Consider the following 17,261-nt stretch of genomic DNA (forward strand, 5'->3'; position numbering starts at 1 on the left):
CGTCTCCTCAGTCGATCGGGTGATGAATGGTGACGAGCTTGCGACCGTCGGGGAACGTCGCCTCGATCTGGACGTCGTCGATCATCTCGGCGACACCCGGCATCACCTCGTCGCGCCCGAGCACCGTCCGGCCCGTCTCCATCAATTCGGTGACCGGGACGCCTTCCCTGGCGCGTTCGAGCACCCAGGTGGTCAGGAGTGCAACGGCTTCGGGATAGTTGAGCTTCACTCCCCGATCACGACGGTCGCGGGCGACCATGCCGGCCACCGACAAGAGGAGTTTCTCGGTGTCTGCAGGCGTGAAATGCATTCTGCGATACTGCCACGTTCTTCGTTGGCCGGCAGTGTCCGCACCCTTCGAGAATCCACAGCGATGTCATCCGATCAATGGACATTCACGAACCCGCCCATGCAGAATGTCCCACTGCTAGCGTGAGTCGCAGGGGGTTGACGAGAGGCCGCAGTGGAACGCATCGCATTGTCCGACGCCTTGTACCTGTACGGTGACCGGCCTCAAGGCGTGAGCACAGCGGTGACCGGTTGGGTGCTTCCCGAAACAGACGTGGACTCCGAGTCGGTCGTCGATTGGATAGCGGAACGGGCCGCAGCGATCCGACCCCTTCGGCTGTGCGTCGTCCACGCCCTGGGACACATCGGTGACGCCTACTGGAGCGAAGCCAGAGACTTCGACGCACGTGCACACGTCCACGTTCACAGTTGCAGGGACTGGACAGACGTCAAGCGTCTGGCTGTTGAACTGCACGGTCAACCGTTCGACGATCGGCGCCCCCTGTGGGAGGTACACGTCGCCCGCGGTGTCACCGGTGTCGGAGATCTTCCGGGACGACACATGGTGCTCCTCGTCAAGAGGCATCACGCGATCGCCGACGGTGCGCTCATCACCGCTCTCACCGAGAGCCTGCTTCGGCTCGACGTGCCGTCGCCAGAGGTCACCCGTCCGACATCGCGGTTCGCCGTCACCGCCCGCGAACTCGCCGTTCTCCCCCTCCGCCCATTTCTGATCGCCGCCGACGTCGCTCGACTGTTCCGCCTGCACCGCAGGATGGCGGCCGCCGATCGGGCAGCCGATGTGCCTGCCGTGGAACCCTCTCCTCGAACAGAGGTCAACGGGCCCCCCAGTGGGCTGATCGACTTCGACACCGTGTTCTGCTCGATCACTGCCTTGCGCCGGGAGGCCGATCGCATCGGCGGAGTGAGCGTCAACGACGTCGTGCTCACTGCGCTCGGCAGAGCACTGGCGAAGCATCTAGACCGCGACAACCCCCATCTCGTCGCGCAGGTGCCGATCAGCACCGAGCACGGCGCGGACGACGGTGTCCGGAATCATGTCTCACTGTGTTCCGTCGACCTCGGAGTCGGCGCATCCGTGGAAGACGCGTCCCGCGCAGTCCATCGTGCGGTGCGCGCGCAAGCGAAGCGGTTGCGGGCCTCCCCGCACGCGGAGTTGCCTGCCCACCTGCCGAGGCTGCCCGGTTTCGTCTTCACCGCACTGTTCGCCCGTCGGCTGAAGACCGTCGACTACGACGGCCCGACGCTCACTCACACGAACATCAGCAGCCCTCCGCCGTCCTCGTCCGCCGGCCTGAGCATCTGCGGTTCAACCCCGATCACACGATTCTCAGTCGGGTCGCTGGAGGACACCGGCACCAACCACATCATCAGCCGGTTGGACGATCAGCTGAGCATCACAGTCAGCGGCGACCCCCACCAGATCGATCTGCCCGCGTACCTCGCGACGATCCGTCACACGATCAACAGTCTCGGAACGGACTGCGACCAACGGCTGTCGACGTCGAATATGTGACAGCGAAGGGAGTGGCTGTTACATCCGACGAACTGTCGACGATAAATGCGACGTGCATGTTCGACATCAGACCATCAACGGCCTGCGGCGTGGGTACGGCCACACACGTCTCGGGCGGCCGGACGCGGGCTCCGTCAACCGGCGGACTGGGCGTCCGGCGTCACTCGGCGGACTGCGGGCTCCGGACGCCTCGCCGTGGTTGGCGCGACACGGAGTCAATCCGACCGGCTACTGACCATCCGTGTCGTCGACTCGACGAGCGACGTAGTGAGGCCGTGGACCGTGCCATCGGTACTTCAACGCGGCCAGGCGCCCCACGGTGATCAGCGCTGCACAGATGAGACCGATCCACGGCCGGTACCAGTCGAAATGCATGAGCGTCGTGGTGAGGACGGCCCCGATGAACGCCGGGATCGCGTAGAGCGGCTCGTCGGTTCGCAGGATCGCGGGGACTTTGCCGGACAGCATGTCGCGGATGATGCCGCCACCCACACCCGTCGTGAGCCCGAGCAGCGCCGCGGCCGGTGCACCCACTCCCCACGCGTAGCCGACTGCGGTGCCGGTGACCACGAACAGTCCGAGCCCGACGGCATCGGTGACGTCGAGCGGCCAGCGCTGCAGTATCGCGGGCGGATGCCAGAAGAAGATCACCAAGCCGGTCGCCGCGGCCGCCGCCAAGAACCTGAAGTCGGTGAAGGCCACCGGCGGCGTGTTGCCGATCAGCAGGTCTCGGATCACTCCGCCGCCCAACGCCGTGGTGACCGCGAGAAACACGATGCCGACGATGTCGAGGTTCCGTCGGACTGCAAGCAAAGCACCGGAGGCGGCGAATGCGACCACACCGACCATCTCGCCGATCTGATGGACCAACGACGCCGCGTCGTCGATTCCACTGGCCAGAAGAGTATGTGCTGCGCTCACAGCCCACTCCGTTCGTCATCCACGTGTACGAGTATCGGTCATCGAAACGCATACGATGGGGGCGACCCGGTTCGACGAGAAGGCGAGACGCACATGGCCAAGAAGAAGTGGAACGATCTCACCAACCGCCAGAAGAGTCTGATCATCGGCGGAAGCGCTCTGGACGCCGCTCTGCGCGTGTGGGCAGGCCGTGATCTGGCGAGCCGAAGCGCCGCCGAGGTGAACGGACCCAAGTGGCTGTGGGGAGTCGGTCTCTCGGCGGTCAACTCCGCGGGTGTCCTGCCGGTCGTTTATCTGGTGAAGGGTCGTCGCGCGCGCACCTCGGTAGGCTGACTCGCGTGAGATCTCTGTCCCCTGGCGAGAACCAGCCGCTGCCGACGTCGACGGTGGTCATTCAGGTTCGCAGCGCGTCTCCGGTGAACACGTCCGCACTGTTGCTGACCGGAGCAGGCAGGGTCCGATCCGACGCCGACTTCGTGTTCTACAACCAGCCCTCGGCGCGCGGTGTGCAGTACCGCGACGAAGGTCCGGTGGACGTCGTCACCATCGACACCACGGCCATCGAAGGCGCGATCGAGACGATCGCCGTCACCGCGAGCCTCGACGGCACAGGTCCCACCTCATTCGCCACGGCCGGCGTTCTGCAGGCGACCCTGTTCGACGCGAACCGCACCCCGGTGGCCGACTTCGTCGTCCCGGGACTCACCAGCGAGACCGCGGTCGTCTGCCTCGAGGTGTACCGACGCGGCGATGTGTGGAAAGTCAGGGCACTCGGTCAGGGCTACGACACCGGGCTCGCCGGTCTTGCGACCGCGTTCGGCATCACCGTCGACGACCCCGATCCTGTTCCGCAGCAGCCTCGGGTCGCCGACCCGCAGCCGTGGCCCCCGACGCCCGCTCCCACCCCACCCGCCCCTGCCGCGCCGGTCCCGAACCCGGCCGTCGCCCGTCCGTCTGGAGCCCCCATGCAAAGCGAACTGTTCAATCCCGCACACGCCGAGGTGCAGGCGCACGGCATCGCCAAGCAGGGCAGCAAGATGTGCCGGGTCGGCATGAACGGCGAGATCATGGCCCGCCAGGGGTCGATGGTTGCGTACCAGGGCAACCTGCACTTCGAGGCGCTCGGCGCAGGCGGCATCGGCCGAATGATGCGGCAGGCGATGACGGGCGAAGGTGTGCCTCTGATGAAGGTGACCGGGCAGGGCGACCTGTTCCTGGCCGACAACGCGAGTGAGGTCCATCTGATCGATTTGGACGGATCCGATGGTCTGACGATCAACGGCGCCAACGTCCTCGCATTCGACTCCACTCTCCAGTACAACGTGGAGCGCATGCACGGCGCCGGGTCGATGAGCAATGCGGGCATGTTCAACTGTGTCTTCACCGGACGCGGCCGCATCGCGATCACCACCAACGGCACGCCCGTCGTCTTGAACGTCGCCGGCGACACCTTCGCCGACCCGCAGGCTGCGGTCGCGTGGTCGTCGAGCCTGCGGACATCGGTGAAGACGAACGACAGCTTCGGCCTCGGCACCCTGATGGGCCGCAGCACCGGCGAGCGCTTCACGCTCGCCTTCGCAGGCCAGGGCTTTGTTGTCGTCCAGCCGTCCGAGCAGCCTCCGGGCGGCATGATCGGCGGCACCGGACAGGGTCAGGACGCGGGCGTCGGCGGCATGCTCGGCGGCTTCCTCGGGCGTTAGCGCCCGCCTCGATGCGGCTGAGTGGACACGTCGCTGATCAGGTTCGGCGACGTTCGACAGTCACATCGGCGACTTCGACAGGTAACCGCTGGACGAGCCGGGCCGGGCGCCATTTCTGTCGTTCGGGGTCCCACGGGCGAAATATCAGCCACATCACGGTGAAGACGATGAGGCGGAACACCAGATCCAGATACATCTGCCGTTCGCGATGCTTGTTCCCCCGCGCCCGCGCCGTACGGATCCCACCGGTCACGTAGTGCCAGTTCGTCCACGGCGAACGCTGAATCGTACGAGTCGAGGTGGCGACGAACATGGTCGGTGAGAAGAAGATCTTCATCCCTTGCTCCTCCATCGCAAGAGATAAGTCCATGTCCTCCCACACGTCCGCTCGGTTAGTGAGGGTGTCGCGCACTCGTGCCCATGCGGACGCGGTGATCGCATGATTCAGGCCGTGGACCGCGCCGATCGGCCCACCGTTCTCGAACCCTTTCGGAACCTTCCGCGCCTGTCTCTCGATGAATGCGAACGGGGGTCCGTCGTGCACAGTTGTGGGTCCGGTGAGCGCTGAGTACTGCGAGTTCTCCTCATCGTCGAAGAATGATTCGATTGTGGCGGCCCAACCCGGTTCAGCCCAGGTGTCGGCATCTACCCGGGCTATGACGTCGCCGGTCGCCGCGTCATAACCCGCTGCCCGCGCCGCATAACATCCCGGCCGGTCTTCAGAGATGAGGTGTATTGATGGATGCCGCTCAACGTACTCTTCGACGGCGAGCGCAGAACCGTCCGTCGACCCGTTGTCGACGACAATGATTTCGTCGAGTTCCCTAGTCTGGCCGAGTAGTGCGTCCAGACACGCTCCGATGCCGTCGACCTCGTTGTACATCGGTACTACAGCTGAGATAGTCACACTCACTGTCAGCGCCTTCGTTAGATACCCGACTTCATGATGTGTCGGCCCTTTCGAAAGCCGTTGACTCAACGCGGTCGATCGATTCCGTCTGCCGACTCTTCTACCGTAGCCAAATCTGCCCTATCCGCATTCAGAACGAAACATCCGGTCGGCCGAAGTCGCGCTCAGACTAGGTCCACCGGCGATACTCGAGATCGACGCAAGTTGCGCAGGCTCCACTGACGTGAGACAGGGTCGAAGGGCGCGACCAGCGCCCTCATGACGATCAGGTTGATCAGGTTCGGGAAGTACGTCAGGCAAAGCACCGCGACGCCCTTCTTGTCGCCGTGCCGACCTCGAGTACGGAAAGCCGCATGGAGATAGCGGAGATTCGACCCGAAACTTGCGGCGAACCTACGGGCGGACTGCCCCGCCAGGAGGGTCGGCAAGAAGCGGACCACTCCGCCCGATTCGATTACGCCATAGTAGAGGTCGAGGTCTTCGTGGAGATCGTCGTCGTCGAGCAGATGCTGCCGTGCTGCTGTCCAGGCGTTCTTCCGCAGAGCGCAGTTCGCTCCGTACAGGCCGGGAGCTTTCATGTCCCCCCGGCGGGCGGACGTCTTCGCGAGCTTGACCGCTGACCGGCGCATCGGGCCGTCGACCGGCGAATCGTACGGGTATGTCGCACCCATCACCCCGCTCACGTCGGCGTTCGTCATGAAGAAGTCGCGAAGTCGACGCGTCCATTGGGGGTCGAGGCGGGTGTCGGCGTCGATCCGGCCGACCACGTCCCCGGTCGATGAGTCGAATCCCGCCGTGCGCGCCGACCGGACGCCTTGCGTCTTCTCGTCGACGATCCGGAGTGGAAGTCGTCCGAGATATCCCTCGACGACCGCCCTTGTCCCGTCGGTGGAATTGTTGTCAACGACAACCACCTCGTCGATCGGGTGTGTTTGAGCGACAACGTGATCCAGACACAGCCCGATCACGTCCGCTTCGTTGTACACGGGGATGACAAGGCTGAGCCTCATAGTCTCGGAAGGCATGGGCTCAGGCTAGCCTGAATGCCCCAACGGGGGCTAAAGCGGACCAAATCACGGTTGTGAGCACTCCGATCCTGCCGGCTCCCCATGAACCGGAGACATCCGTTCGGACCACGCATTGCGGAACGGGCGCCACGTTCCCGTGACCGGGTCGTACGGGCGGATCAGTACCTGGAGAACTGCTACGTAGATCATCTGCACCGGGAGGACCGCCATGCCCGCCGCAGCGACTCGTTTCTGACCGTGCAGCCATGCGGTGCGCACGCCCGCGATGGCGTACGTGAGATTCGACCGCAACGACATCGCGAACCTTCGCACCGAGACACCCGCCAGCAGTGCTGGAAGTTGACGCACGTCCATCCCGAGCCCCCGCATCGCCCAGTACAAATCGTGATCCTCGTGTGTACCGACCGCACGGACCTGCTCGGCCCTCGCAGCTCGCCACGCGTCCTTGCGCACCATCATGTTCGCCCCGAACATCGTCGTCGCCGGCGGAGCCTCGCGGCGGGCGCGCACAGCCTTCATCGCGGCACCGCGAACGGCCGATCGTGATCGGCGATCGAACGGCGCGTCATGCGAGTAGGCGTAGCCGGACAACGCGACGACGTCCGGGTTGTCGTCGAGGTAACCGATGCCGCGTCGTGCCCAATGTCGATCGATGAAGGTATCCGCATCGATTCGACCGAGGACCTCATGCGACGCTGCCGCGAACCCCGCTTCCCTCGCCCACAGGACCCCCGGCTTCGCCTCCTTGACGATGCGGATCGGCAGACGATCGGAGTACGACTGCGCGATCGCCACCGTGGAATCCGTGCAATTGTTGTCGACGATCAGACACTCGTCGACCGGCCTGCTCTGTGCTGCCACATGGTCGAGACAGCGGCCGATCACTGCCTGCTCGTTGTAGACCGGAATGACGAGCGTCAAACCCACGGGGCGACTCCTCCTGGTTCGTTGGGTGACTCGATCCCTGATCGTAGTCATCCGAACGAATGACAGTTGGGTTATTGGTGAATAACAGTTTCACCGTCCGGCGAAGCCTCAGAACCGAGAGCAAGCAAAGTCCCCTGCCGGATCAAACGGGCGCCGTGCGCCCAATCGAGACGATGCCCACGAGTCGCCAACACCTCAAGCAAACCAGACATTCGCTGCATCGTTACCGTGCGAAGCAGTGGCCCCCGCCACGATTTGCGATCGTTACAGAAAACCCTCGATAACGCCCTGAAATCGTCCGATACCGATGCCTTCAAGCAATCATCACGCAAACGTAGGGTCGCTTACGCCCCCTCCAGATCGCACCTGAACTCAGCTCCTCCCAGGGTTGAGAACTGGCAGTCGTGACGAAAGCTCCCCAATGACCCCCACTTCCCTCGACAGACCGCACGGTCATGTCAGCTCCCCGCCGAACCCCGCATCTCTCCATCGGATGAATGAGGTGTTCGAGCGATCATGCGACCGCACGCCGTCTGCGGTCGCACTCGTGTGCGGCGACGACGAACTCACCTACGCCGAACTCGACGAAGAGGCCAACCAGCTCGCGCACGCGCTACTCGACAGGGGCGTTGGTGTGGACTCACGCGTCGGCATCCTCCTCCACCGCTCGATCGACACCTACGCAGCGTTGCTCGGCGTGCAGAAGGCCGGCGCAGCGTTCGTGCCGATCGACCCGCGAATGAGACCACCAAGGTCACCGCGACATCGCTACGCTCTGCGGCCCTGTACGTTCAGCCCGGCGGCACCATCGCACAGGCGTGGCCGCATCTGCAGGCGACCGCGTCGACCGTACCGAACTTCGTCGCGAACGGGGCGACTACCTCGGGTTCTGCCTCGGTGCGTACCTCGCCACGGCACAGTACGGTTTCGGTGTGTTCGGCGGCACCGCTCGCCGTCACGCGAACGCGCCGGGGTCATTGATCACCACGCTCGGTGCAACCATCGCCGATGTCGACTGGCGCGGTGTTCGCCGCCCGATGTTCTTCCAGGACGGTCCGCAGTTCACCGCGCCGTCAGGTGCCGACATCATCGCCCGCTACCCCGGCGGTGCGGCCGCGGCGCTCGTCAGCTCATACGGAAGCGGTCGCGTCGGGTTGGTCGGTCCCCATCCGGAGGCCACCAAGTCGTGGTTCCCCGCGGGCGCTTCCATCGACTCGCGTGCCGTTGATCCGTCGGCGGCCTACGACTTGATCGCGTCCACCCACCGTCGGTAGCCGAGGGGTCTGTCGTCCCATTTAGTGCAACTGGATTCACGCCCCCGATCGGACGACCCGAGGCGACATACAATCTGGCGGGTGACTGTCGGACTCCCCAGCTTCATCACCGGCGCCCTCCCGAGCCGAATGCTCACTCCGCACGACGAGGCGAATTTCCGCGTCTCATTCAACACGGCGGCCCGCACGTACCGTGCGGAGCTGTGGGTCATCATGATGGTCGGGACGTAGTCGTCGCACGTGTCGGCGGAGAAGAGTTCGCGGTACTCGTCCGCCGATGCGATCGGACCGACCTGTGCAGCGCCGTCGAGGCCGCGAGGCGGAAGCTCTCAACTGTGAGTTCCGACGTGTCGCCTCCCGCAGCTCTCACCCTGTCGGCGGGACTCGCATTCTCCACGGACGAGGACGACCTGATGTCCAGAGCGGACATCCAGCTGTACCGCGCCAAGGCCGAAGGTCGTGATCGGCTCGCTGTCGAGCACGCCGTGGAACCGACTGTTCACTCCGCCTGATCGCGCGCGACATACGCTTTGACCGCGCCGAGCACCACTGCGGCCGCGTCCGCGACTCGGTCGCGCCGTTCCATCGATTCGCGTCGGATGGCGAGGAACACCGTGTTGATCGGGGGCTCGTCCACCTCATGGACCTGGACGAGTAGACCCGAACGGAGTTCGTCTGCGACAAGGTACCGAGGGAGTACCGACATGCCACGTCCACTGAGAACGGCGGCTTTCACAGCGACGAGGTCGGGGACGACAACGCTGGCGTCGAAGACCGGCTCGGCGCCGAACACCATGTTCCAGTACCGCCGAATGATGGCGAGTTCCCGGTTGAAGGCCACAAATGGCGCCGCCGACAGTTCGGCGAGTGACCCCAGCGGAACGTCGAGGTGCGGTGAGGCGACGAGAACGAGTTCTTCGTCGGCAATCGGCGACACTGCGAACACCGCACTCCGCGGGCGCACTGTGGACACGACCATGTCCACAGAGCCGGCTTCGAGGGCTTGGAGCAGCGCGGCAGACGTGTCCGGCGCATATCTGATCCGGGGAAGGCGGTCGCCGACACCGCCGAGCGCGGGGATCAGGCAGGTGACGAGGAACTCGTGAGGACCTCCGATGACCACTTCATGCAACCCGGTCGCCGATCCCTCGTCGGCCACGATTCGGTCGATCTGATCAAGATGGACCGCCAGTTTATTCGCCAGTTCTCGACCGTAGACGGTCGGCTCCGCACCGGTCGTCGTCCGAACGAACAAGTCGCGGCCGAAATGCTCCTCGAGATTCCGGATGTGCGACGTCACCGTCGGCTGCGAGAGTCCGCTCCGTGACGCGGCTTCGCTGAACGTTCCCGCCCGGAAGACGTGCAGGAACGTGCGAAGCTGGTCGAGTGACAGGCGGCGGACAGAGGACACTCGACGATCATTCCACGATCAGGGCGTGGGATTGTGCGTCGCCGTCCTTCCTCCAACACAGAAATGCTCTCGGCCCCGTCTCCACGAAGGAGTCGGGGCCGAGAGCATTGACGTTCGGTGCGCGGACGCTCAGCGCCCGCGAGAAGTCACCAGCTGGACTTCTGCACACCCGGCAGCTCGCCGGCGTGAGCCATGTCACGCAGGCAGATGCGGCACAGGCCGAACTTGCGGTAGACCGAGTGCGGGCGACCGCACTTGTTGCAGCGCGTGTAGGCACGCACGGCGAACTTCGGCTTCTTGGCGGCCTTGTTGACCAGAGCCTTCTTTGCCATGTCAGTTGTCCTTAGCGTTGTTGTCCTTGAACGGGAAGCCCAGGGCACGCAGCAGCGCGCGGCCTTCCTCGTCGTTGGTGGCCGAGGTGACGACGGTGATGTCCATGCCGCGCGGCCGGTCGATGTTGTCGATGTTGATCTCGTGGAACATCGACTGCTCGGTCAGGCCGAACGTGTAGTTGCCGTTGCCGTCGAACTGACGGTCGCTCAGACCGCGGAAGTCACGGATACGCGGGAGGGCGATCGACACGAGGCGGTCGAGGAACTCCCACATGCGGTCGCCGCGAAGCGTGGTGCGGGCGCCGATCGGCATGCCCTCACGCAGCTTGAACTGTGCGATCGACTTGCGTGCGCGACGGATCTCCGGCTGCTGGCCGGTGATCAGAGCGAGATCGGCGACAGCGCCGTTGATGAGCTTGGCGTCACGAGCGGCGTCGCCGACACCCATGTTGACGACGACCTTGACGACGCCCGGGATCTGCATCACGTTGGCGTAGTTGAACTCGCTGTTCAGCGAGTCCTTGATCTCGGCGCGGTAGCGCTGCTTGAGGCGAGGCTGAACCTTCTCAGATGCGGTCATGTTCAGATGTCCTTCCCGGTCTTGCGCGAGATACGGACCTTCTTGCCGGTCTCTTCATCAACGCGGTATCCGACGCGGGTCGGGTTGCCCTCGGAGTCCACGACCATCACGTTCGAGACGTGGATCGGGGCTTCCTGGGTCACGATGCCGCCGGAGCTGGCACCGCGCTCGTTCGCCGACTCAGCGACGTGCTTCTTCATGCGGTTGACGCCCTCGACGAGGACCTTGTCGCGCTGCGGGTAGGCCTCGATGACCTTGCCCTTGGCGCCCTTGTCCTTGCCGGACACGATGATGACGGTGTCACCCTTGTGAACCTTCATGAATCAGATCACCTCCGGTGCGAGCGAAACGATCTTCATGAAGCGCTTGTCGCGAAGTTCGCGGCTGACCGGTCCGAAGATGCGGGTACCGCGGGGGTCGGTCTCGTTCTTGAGGATGACTGCGGCATTCTCGTCGAACTTGATGTACGAACCGTCTGCACGACGGCGCTCCTTGACGGTGCGAACGATGACGGCCTTGACGACCTCACCCTTCTTCACGTTGCCGCCGGGGACGGCATCCTTGACGGTGGCGACGATGACGTCACCAACGCCGGCGTAACGCCGCGACGAACCGCCGAGCACGCGGATGCAAAGGATTTCCTTCGCACCGGTGTTGTCGGCGACGCGCAGGCGGGATTCCTGCTGAATCACTGCTTGTCTCCTTGACCTGGATTTCTATGCCCGCCGGATTTCCGACCCGACGCGCACGGTCTGTCGCCACCAAAACATGCGCCTGCCTGGAATTTCTCCGCGGAAAGCAGATCGACCCCAATGGGTTCGCAAGTCGGTTCGCGGTGCACGCACCGCAGGCAACCGCTCAAGTGTAGGCGAATGTCCCGGTCAGGGCAAAATTCGGCGGCGTCACACCGTCAGGTCGACGGCGCCGAGCTCACGCAGGTCCACACCGCCACCCGACGCGACGGTGATCGTCGCGAAGGCTTGTCGCCCTTCGGGAAGCAGTCGGACGGTCACGTCGTCACCGCTCGACGAGTCGGTCAGTGTCGCGACGGCCGCCGCTCGTGCTGCCTCGAGGCGTCTGTCGTCGCCGTCGGGCCCCGGCAATGAGCCCCGATCGCCCCGATCGTCGAGCAGCACCACTCGCACCTGTCGTTCCCGTGCGGCCCACACTGCGTCGGCGACCATCGGCACATCGAGCCCCGGCGCCCGAATCCGATCGCGGAGTTGCGCTTCGACGAGCCTGCAGTGAACCAGCTCAGTCTCGTCGAGCGCGTCGCCGTCGGCGATGCGCCTGAGCAGAGGCCGGACTCGATCGTCGAGGCGGGCCAGTTCGTGATCCCGGATGGCGCGGACCGCGAGCGCCTTGCTCTCCCGCGTCGCCTGCCTGCGCAGCGCGAAGATCTGTTCGGCACGGGGACCGATGATGGCCGCGAATACAGTCATCATCACCAGTATCCCGAGATTGCCGCTCTGCGGTTCCGTGACGTAGTGGAGAGCGTCCGCTCGTTGCCGCCCGACCATTCCGAGGACCACGGTGACCAGCCCGAAGGCGACCCAACCACTCCCGACCCGACCACGCAGACAGAACAATGCACCGATCACCGCGGTTGCACCCGCGAAGGGCATCATCGCGCCGCGGTTCACCGGAACGATGGCCCAGACGAAGGCCGCCGCGGCGCCCACTTCGGCGATCACCGCCCCGACCGTCGCCCATCGTGCGGCCGGCGTGCCCGGCGCGAACAACAGCAGCCCGAACGCGGCGCCGATCGCACCGAACATCAAAAGGTAGAGCCAGGTGCGCTCCACTCCGCCGCTCATCAGCCCCAGCATGAGGAACACGGCCCACGCAGTGGCCAACGCGACGGCGGCGAAACCCGACTGCAGGCCGATGACGGCGGACGTGTCCTCCCTCTGGTCGGACTGCCACCAGCGCCGCTTATCCGGCGGTTCGATCAAGGTCTCGTCCACGACACCTCGATCATGGTTCCGGCGCCGGGTGTGCTCTGCACACTCGCGTGACCGCCCGGCAGTGTCTCCAACCGCCGGTGCACGCTGAGCGCCAGACCGAGGCGGTCGACGGCGACGGCCGAAGGATCGAAACCGACACCGTCATCAACGACCACGACGGACACACGGTCGGCGTCGACGGTGATCACCACGGCACGTTCGGCGTCCGACCCGGCATGGATCGCGCTGTTGCGCACAGCCTCGCCGACCGCTTCAGCGAGCGCGCGCACAGCGGCTGCCGGCACTCCAACGGTCACCGTGCGCAGCGTGTGCCCGTCTGGCACGTTGACCACGGTGTCGACCTGCGGATCGATGACGGTGCGCAGCCGAGCGACCATCTCCATGTGGGTGACGTGCTCGTCGTCGTAGACATGGTCGCCGGCGAGCGCATCGAGTCGGTCGAGAGCGGACACCGCCAACGCGGCGACTCGCGGATCGCTCGGATCCGAACCCGCAGCCACGAGCGTTGAGATCACGTGATCGTGGATGAGCCCGTCGAAACGAGCGAGTTCAGCGTTTCGGACGTGTGCTTCGACGAGCGCGGCCGCGGTCGACCGAGACCGGTCCAGCGCCGCACCCGACCGCACCACCATCACTGCCGTGCACACGAACAAGGTGGTGAAGACGACGCCGAAGACCGCTTCGCGGACCATGTCGGCGACGTCGGGAGACTCCTGGTGAGCGAGCGCCACGTAGGCGGCGACGGATTTGCCGAGCACGAGGAAACCCAGGGATTGCGGAATCGTGCAGACGAGACACGCTGCGACCGCGGTCAGCCCGACGAAGTCGAGCATCCAGACGGCAGGCGTCGGCGACGAACCGATTCCGACTGCGCCCCACAGGAGTCCTGCCGCGACCACCCCGATCTGAGACAGCAGGACCCACACGGTGATCCACCGAACCGGCTCGGCGACGTAACGAGCACCGAGCAGCATCAGTCCCGGCCCCATCGCCAGCGCGACGCCGACGGGCGGATACCACGCCGCGACGATCGAATCCGCTTGCGCGACCATCATCGGCACTGCGATCAGGGCGTAGACGATGTATCCGCCGCCGACGAACGTCGCCATCACCACGAGGATGCGCACGTGCTCGCTCGCATCGAGACGAAGACGGCTCCGCCCGTCACCTGAATTCCCAGGTTGCGGGCGGAGCCGAGTCAGCGTCTGAGCGGTCACCACAGAGACAATGGTCTCACCAGACGTCGAGCGTGGTGTAGCCGTCCTGCAAAGCGCGGGCCAGTAGATGCGCCTTGGTGGGTGCCGGGCGGGACACCCCGGAGTACTTGGTGCGGATCCGCGAGATGTGGGTGCTCACCGTCGACGCGGAGATGAACAGCTGCGCGGCGGCGTCTTCCTTCGACTCCGCGGCGAGCCAGGCGAGCAGCACTTCCACTTCGCGGGTCGAGAGCGCAGGCCGCACCAGCGGTCCGCCCACAACCGCGAGCGTCGGTGCGCTCTCGACAACTTCCCTCAACGTCGGTGCCGAAACCGTGTCCGAATCGATGAACGGATCAATTTCTGCAACAGTCACCGGTGACCTCCCTGCTAACTCCCCGACGAATGATGAACGACCTGGACTAGCCCTCTTCCAGGCTTGTCGTCAACCGTACGAACACACGACAGTTGCCGGTAGACCCAGAACTAGGGACACCGGAACATGGTCGCCAGACATCGAGTGCCCTCGGGCACTACTGTGGGCGACATGCCTTCGTTCTCGAACTCCCGATCCGTCGCGATCCCCGCGTCCGCCGATGCGATTCACCCGCTCATCAACGATTTCCGCGAGTGGCAGCGGTGGTCGCCGTGGGAGGGTCTCGATCCCGCGCTGCGCCGCACCTACTCGGGACCCGAGTCGGGCGTCGGGGCCACCTACGAGTGGGCAGGCAATTCCAAGGCGGGTGCAGGCACGATGACGATCGTTTCGTCGGACGCCTCGCGCATCGTGGTCGATCTGCTGTTCACCGCGCCGTTCACCGCGAAGAACGTCGCCACGTTCGAGCTCACCCCTGAAGGCACCGGCACCCGCGTCACATGGACGATGTCGGGATCGCGAAACCTGCTCATGTCCATCGGCGGGATGCTGTACTTCGACAAGGCGATCGGCAAGGACTTCCAGCGAGGGCTCGACGCCCTCGCGGAAGCCGTCAGGCAGGGCTGAAGCCCGCGCTCACGGTCGGCGACCGCGAGAAGAGTTCGTCTGAAGGGATGAGCACTACGTCAGTCGCGTCCGCGGTGCGGCATCGGGAGCCAACCGTCTTCGACCGCTCGTTTGAAGAGGTCGAGTTTGGTTCGGGTGGGCCGACCCGCGTCCGCGTACTTCTGGCGGATTCGCTTGAGGTACTCGTTGACGGTGTCCGCGGCGACGCCGAGCTCGCGTCCGACGCTCACCGATGTGCCGCCCGAGGCGTACAGCGTCAGGACCCGCTGCAACTGAGGACTGAGGTCGACGGTGTCCAGATTGGGGTCGCCGTCGATGGCGGCCGCCCACTCGGTGGTCAAGACTTCTTCGCCCGCGCCCGCACTCCGGACGGCGTGCAGGATCTCGTCCTCGGACGCCGACTTCAACACCACGCCGAGTGTGCCGGCACGCGCCGCGGACCGCAGAAGGTCGGGGTGCTCGCCGGAGGTGTACACGACCGTCCCGATGCCGAGGTCCGCAAGACGTTCGACGTTCTCGCGCGGCGTGGTGCCGTCGTTGAGCCGGAGGTCGAGGATCACGACGTCGAGATCGGATGATTTGGACAGCAGTTCCGACACTGTCGCCGCGGCGCATACGAAGTCGAGGTCGTCGTGCGGCTCCAGGATCCGATCGATTCCCCACACCGGTGACGGATGGTCGTCGACCATCCCCACGCGCACCGTCATGTCTTGCGTCCCCTCACCGTCGGTCCCGTGCTACCCGCGAGACTCGTACTTCAACGTAGTCCATTCCACCGACAAAACCGGGCACTCGGCGCAGCAGTAGGGACTTTGTGCCCTAGTCCTCGAAGTGGTTCCAATCCGACACTCGAAACCGTAGCGTCGGACCATGACGTTTTCGAGCCACACTGTCCTGGGAACCTCGGTGTCCATGCCGGTCGAGATCCGTTCGGCACGCTGTTTCATGGCCGGATTCTCCGCATCGGCGACCGCCGTCGACCGCGCCATCGCCGAGCGAGGCGACTCCGATCTGAAGCCGCTCCAGGTCCGTCCCGGGCGCACCATGTGCATGCTCGTGTTCGTCGACTACATCGACGGCGACCTCGGTCCGTACAACGAGTTCGGCGTCTGCTTCCTCGTCGAAGACCCCGGCAGTACCCGACCGTCGAAACTCGGCGCCCTCCGTTCGCTCGTCAAGGGCGACGCCCACGCGTTGATCCACGAACTCCCCGTCGACGGCGACTTCACACTGGCCGCGGGACGCGGGATCTGGGGCTTCCCGAAAGTCCTCGCCGACTTCGACGTCGACCACACCTCTCCGATCAAGACCGGCCGAGTCCTCCAGGACGGGAAGCTGATCGCCGAGCTCGATGTTCGGCGCGGGATCAGTGTTCCCGACAACTCGTCGGAGGCGGTTCTGCAGTCGTATGCGCAACTCGACGGAGTCACACGACGCACTCCGTGGCGTCTGACGTCGACAACCGGGACCCGTACCCGGATCGGCGGCGCCACACTGCGACTCGGTGATCATCCGATGGCGGACGAACTGCGTCGGCTGAAACTCTCGCGGCACGCACTCATGTCGAGCTCGGTGTCCGACTTGTCGATGCGGTTCGAGGACGCGGTGGTGATCACCCGTCCCTGAGCACCCGCGGAAACACGCCGACCACCATGTGTTAGGTTCGCCTTACACGAAAGGACCCCGCATGACTCTCAGCTCCACCTTCCGCCGCCCGCTCGTGGCAGCGGTCGCCCTCGCCGCAGGCGCAGCGATCGCACTGACCGGCTGCTCCAGCAGCGACGACGGCAACAGCTCGAACTCGTCGGCGTCGACGTCGGCCGCGCAGGCAGCCGAGCTGACCGTCGAGCAGGCGCAGACCACCCTGCGCAAGGCTCTCGACTCGAACACACCCGAGGCCGAGCTCGCGGGACTCGTCCAGTTCACCGACCCGTCGGTGCAGACGAAGCTCGTCGATTACAACAAGAAGGCCGCTGCGGCCGGCTACACCCCTGACATCTACACGGTGAAGTCCGTGAAGGTCGACGGCGACAAGGCCACCGCGGTCGTCGCGGTCAAGGGCCCCCATCAGCCTGCCGCTATCGACATGAACTTCGCGTTCGTCAACGTCGACGGCACCTGGAAGCTCGGTTCAGAGGCGGTCACCATGCTCGCCTCCATGATGCGCTGACATTCCACGTCGGCCGA

At 65.0% G+C, this 17,261-nt stretch carries 24 protein-coding genes and 1 pseudogene; 11 read left to right on the forward strand and 14 right to left on the reverse strand.

The window, feature by feature from the left end; all coding sequences use genetic code 11:
* Nucleotides 1-7: 7 nt before the first annotated feature.
* The gene (locus JVX90_RS14110) at nt 8-310 is read right to left on the reverse strand and encodes an urease subunit gamma (RefSeq protein ID WP_205329359.1); all 303 of its coding nucleotides are present in this window, start codon (nt 308-310) and stop codon (nt 8-10) included.
* 153 nt (nt 311-463) lie between these two features.
* Between JVX90_RS14110 and JVX90_RS14115 the strand changes: the two genes are divergently transcribed.
* Complete coding sequence (locus JVX90_RS14115) at nt 464-1,825, forward strand: wax ester/triacylglycerol synthase domain-containing protein (RefSeq protein ID WP_205329360.1); 1,362 nt, start codon at nt 464-466, stop codon at nt 1,823-1,825.
* Nucleotides 1,826-1,877: 52 nt separating this feature from the next.
* Complete coding sequence (locus tag JVX90_RS14120; RefSeq protein ID WP_205329361.1) at nt 1,878-2,060, forward strand: hypothetical protein; 183 nt, start codon at nt 1,878-1,880, stop codon at nt 2,058-2,060.
* Here JVX90_RS14120 and JVX90_RS14125 read toward each other — a convergent pair.
* On the reverse strand, nt 2,054-2,674 hold the full coding sequence (locus JVX90_RS14125; RefSeq protein ID WP_240194181.1) for a TRIC cation channel family protein: 621 nt from the start codon (nt 2,672-2,674) through the stop codon (nt 2,054-2,056). The two genes, JVX90_RS14120 and JVX90_RS14125, sit on opposite strands and share 7 nt — an antisense overlap.
* A 165-nt stretch (nt 2,675-2,839) precedes the next feature.
* Here JVX90_RS14125 and JVX90_RS14130 point away from each other — a divergent pair, with 165 nt between their 5' ends.
* On the forward strand, nt 2,840-3,079 hold the full coding sequence (locus JVX90_RS14130; protein ID WP_205329363.1) for a hypothetical protein: 240 nt from the start codon (nt 2,840-2,842) through the stop codon (nt 3,077-3,079).
* Entirely contained in the window at nt 3,076-4,446 is a 1,371-nt protein-coding gene (locus JVX90_RS14135) for an AIM24 family protein (protein WP_205332430.1), read from the forward strand. The genes JVX90_RS14130 and JVX90_RS14135 overlap by 4 nt, the downstream gene beginning before the upstream one ends.
* A gap of 37 nt (nt 4,447-4,483) precedes the next feature.
* On the opposite strand, the gene JVX90_RS14140 is transcribed toward JVX90_RS14135, so the two are convergent.
* The 3 genes from JVX90_RS14140 to JVX90_RS14150 form a co-directional block, all read right to left on the reverse strand.
* On the reverse strand, nt 4,484-5,359 hold the full coding sequence (locus JVX90_RS14140; RefSeq protein ID WP_205329364.1) for a glycosyltransferase family A protein: 876 nt from the start codon (nt 5,357-5,359) through the stop codon (nt 4,484-4,486).
* 161 nt (nt 5,360-5,520) lie between these two features.
* Complete coding sequence (locus tag JVX90_RS14145) at nt 5,521-6,381, reverse strand: glycosyltransferase family A protein (protein ID WP_205329365.1); 861 nt, start codon at nt 6,379-6,381, stop codon at nt 5,521-5,523.
* Between the two features lie 48 nt (nt 6,382-6,429).
* The gene (locus JVX90_RS14150; protein WP_205329366.1) at nt 6,430-7,311 is read right to left on the reverse strand and encodes a glycosyltransferase family 2 protein; all 882 of its coding nucleotides are present in this window, start codon (nt 7,309-7,311) and stop codon (nt 6,430-6,432) included.
* 493 nt (nt 7,312-7,804) lie between these two features.
* Here JVX90_RS14150 and JVX90_RS20605 point away from each other — a divergent pair.
* From JVX90_RS20605 to JVX90_RS14165, 4 genes and pseudogenes are all read left to right on the forward strand, one after another.
* Nucleotides 7,805-8,053 (forward strand): annotated as a pseudogene (locus JVX90_RS20605) (AMP-binding protein); the annotation flags it as partial.
* Between the two features lie 76 nt (nt 8,054-8,129).
* The gene (locus JVX90_RS20610; RefSeq protein ID WP_240194197.1) at nt 8,130-8,585 is read left to right on the forward strand and encodes a hypothetical protein; all 456 of its coding nucleotides are present in this window, start codon (nt 8,130-8,132) and stop codon (nt 8,583-8,585) included.
* Nucleotides 8,586-8,666: 81 nt separating this feature from the next.
* Nucleotides 8,667-8,816 (forward strand): hypothetical protein, encoded by a 150-nt coding sequence (locus JVX90_RS14160; protein ID WP_205329368.1) that lies wholly within the window; start codon nt 8,667-8,669, stop codon nt 8,814-8,816.
* Nucleotides 8,789-9,097, forward strand: coding sequence for a diguanylate cyclase (locus JVX90_RS14165; RefSeq protein WP_205329369.1), 309 nt, complete (start codon nt 8,789-8,791; stop codon nt 9,095-9,097). Before JVX90_RS14160 ends, JVX90_RS14165 begins: the two co-directional genes overlap by 28 nt.
* Here the strand turns inward: JVX90_RS14165 and JVX90_RS14170 are convergent.
* From JVX90_RS14170 to JVX90_RS14205, 8 genes are all read right to left on the reverse strand, one after another.
* Nucleotides 9,085-9,996 (reverse strand): LysR family transcriptional regulator, encoded by a 912-nt coding sequence (locus JVX90_RS14170; protein WP_205329370.1) that lies wholly within the window; start codon nt 9,994-9,996, stop codon nt 9,085-9,087. The two genes, JVX90_RS14165 and JVX90_RS14170, sit on opposite strands and share 13 nt — an antisense overlap.
* Before the next feature lie 146 nt (nt 9,997-10,142).
* Nucleotides 10,143-10,328 (reverse strand): type Z 30S ribosomal protein S14, encoded by a 186-nt coding sequence (locus JVX90_RS14175; RefSeq protein WP_008375971.1) that lies wholly within the window; start codon nt 10,326-10,328, stop codon nt 10,143-10,145.
* Nucleotide 10,329: 1 nt separating this feature from the next.
* Entirely contained in the window at nt 10,330-10,908 is a 579-nt protein-coding gene (rplE, locus tag JVX90_RS14180; protein ID WP_008375972.1) for a 50S ribosomal protein L5, read from the reverse strand.
* A 2-nt stretch (nt 10,909-10,910) separates the two neighbouring features.
* Nucleotides 10,911-11,228, reverse strand: coding sequence for a 50S ribosomal protein L24 (rplX, locus tag JVX90_RS14185; RefSeq protein ID WP_008375973.1), 318 nt, complete (start codon nt 11,226-11,228; stop codon nt 10,911-10,913).
* A gap of 3 nt (nt 11,229-11,231) precedes the next feature.
* Nucleotides 11,232-11,600, reverse strand: coding sequence for a 50S ribosomal protein L14 (rplN, locus tag JVX90_RS14190; protein WP_008375974.1), 369 nt, complete (start codon nt 11,598-11,600; stop codon nt 11,232-11,234).
* A gap of 210 nt (nt 11,601-11,810) precedes the next feature.
* Nucleotides 11,811-12,875 (reverse strand): hypothetical protein, encoded by a 1,065-nt coding sequence (locus tag JVX90_RS14195; protein WP_205329371.1) that lies wholly within the window; start codon nt 12,873-12,875, stop codon nt 11,811-11,813.
* Complete coding sequence (locus JVX90_RS14200; protein WP_205329372.1) at nt 12,860-14,092, reverse strand: ATP-binding protein; 1,233 nt, start codon at nt 14,090-14,092, stop codon at nt 12,860-12,862. The genes JVX90_RS14195 and JVX90_RS14200 overlap by 16 nt, the downstream gene beginning before the upstream one ends.
* A 16-nt stretch (nt 14,093-14,108) precedes the next feature.
* Nucleotides 14,109-14,390 (reverse strand): LuxR C-terminal-related transcriptional regulator, encoded by a 282-nt coding sequence (locus tag JVX90_RS14205; RefSeq protein ID WP_240194182.1) that lies wholly within the window; start codon nt 14,388-14,390, stop codon nt 14,109-14,111.
* 228 nt (nt 14,391-14,618) lie between these two features.
* Between JVX90_RS14205 and JVX90_RS14210 the strand changes: the two genes are divergently transcribed.
* The gene (locus JVX90_RS14210) at nt 14,619-15,074 is read left to right on the forward strand and encodes an SRPBCC family protein (protein WP_205329374.1); all 456 of its coding nucleotides are present in this window, start codon (nt 14,619-14,621) and stop codon (nt 15,072-15,074) included.
* A gap of 59 nt (nt 15,075-15,133) precedes the next feature.
* On the opposite strand, the gene JVX90_RS14215 is transcribed toward JVX90_RS14210, so the two are convergent.
* The gene (locus tag JVX90_RS14215) at nt 15,134-15,781 is read right to left on the reverse strand and encodes a response regulator transcription factor (protein WP_205329375.1); all 648 of its coding nucleotides are present in this window, start codon (nt 15,779-15,781) and stop codon (nt 15,134-15,136) included.
* Nucleotides 15,782-15,944: 163 nt separating this feature from the next.
* On the opposite strand from JVX90_RS14215, the gene JVX90_RS14220 reads away from it, so the two are divergent.
* Nucleotides 15,945-16,700: an acetoacetate decarboxylase family protein gene (locus JVX90_RS14220; protein WP_205329376.1), complete on the forward strand. Its 756-nt coding sequence runs from the start codon at nt 15,945-15,947 to the stop codon at nt 16,698-16,700.
* A 61-nt stretch (nt 16,701-16,761) separates the two neighbouring features.
* Entirely contained in the window at nt 16,762-17,244 is a 483-nt protein-coding gene (locus JVX90_RS14225; protein ID WP_205329377.1) for a hypothetical protein, read from the forward strand.
* Nucleotides 17,245-17,261: the final 17 nt, after the last annotated feature.

Origin of the sequence: Gordonia sp. PDNC005 (genome assembly GCF_016919385.1) — a bacterium.
Classification (GTDB): Bacteria; Actinomycetota; Actinomycetes; order Mycobacteriales; family Mycobacteriaceae; genus Gordonia.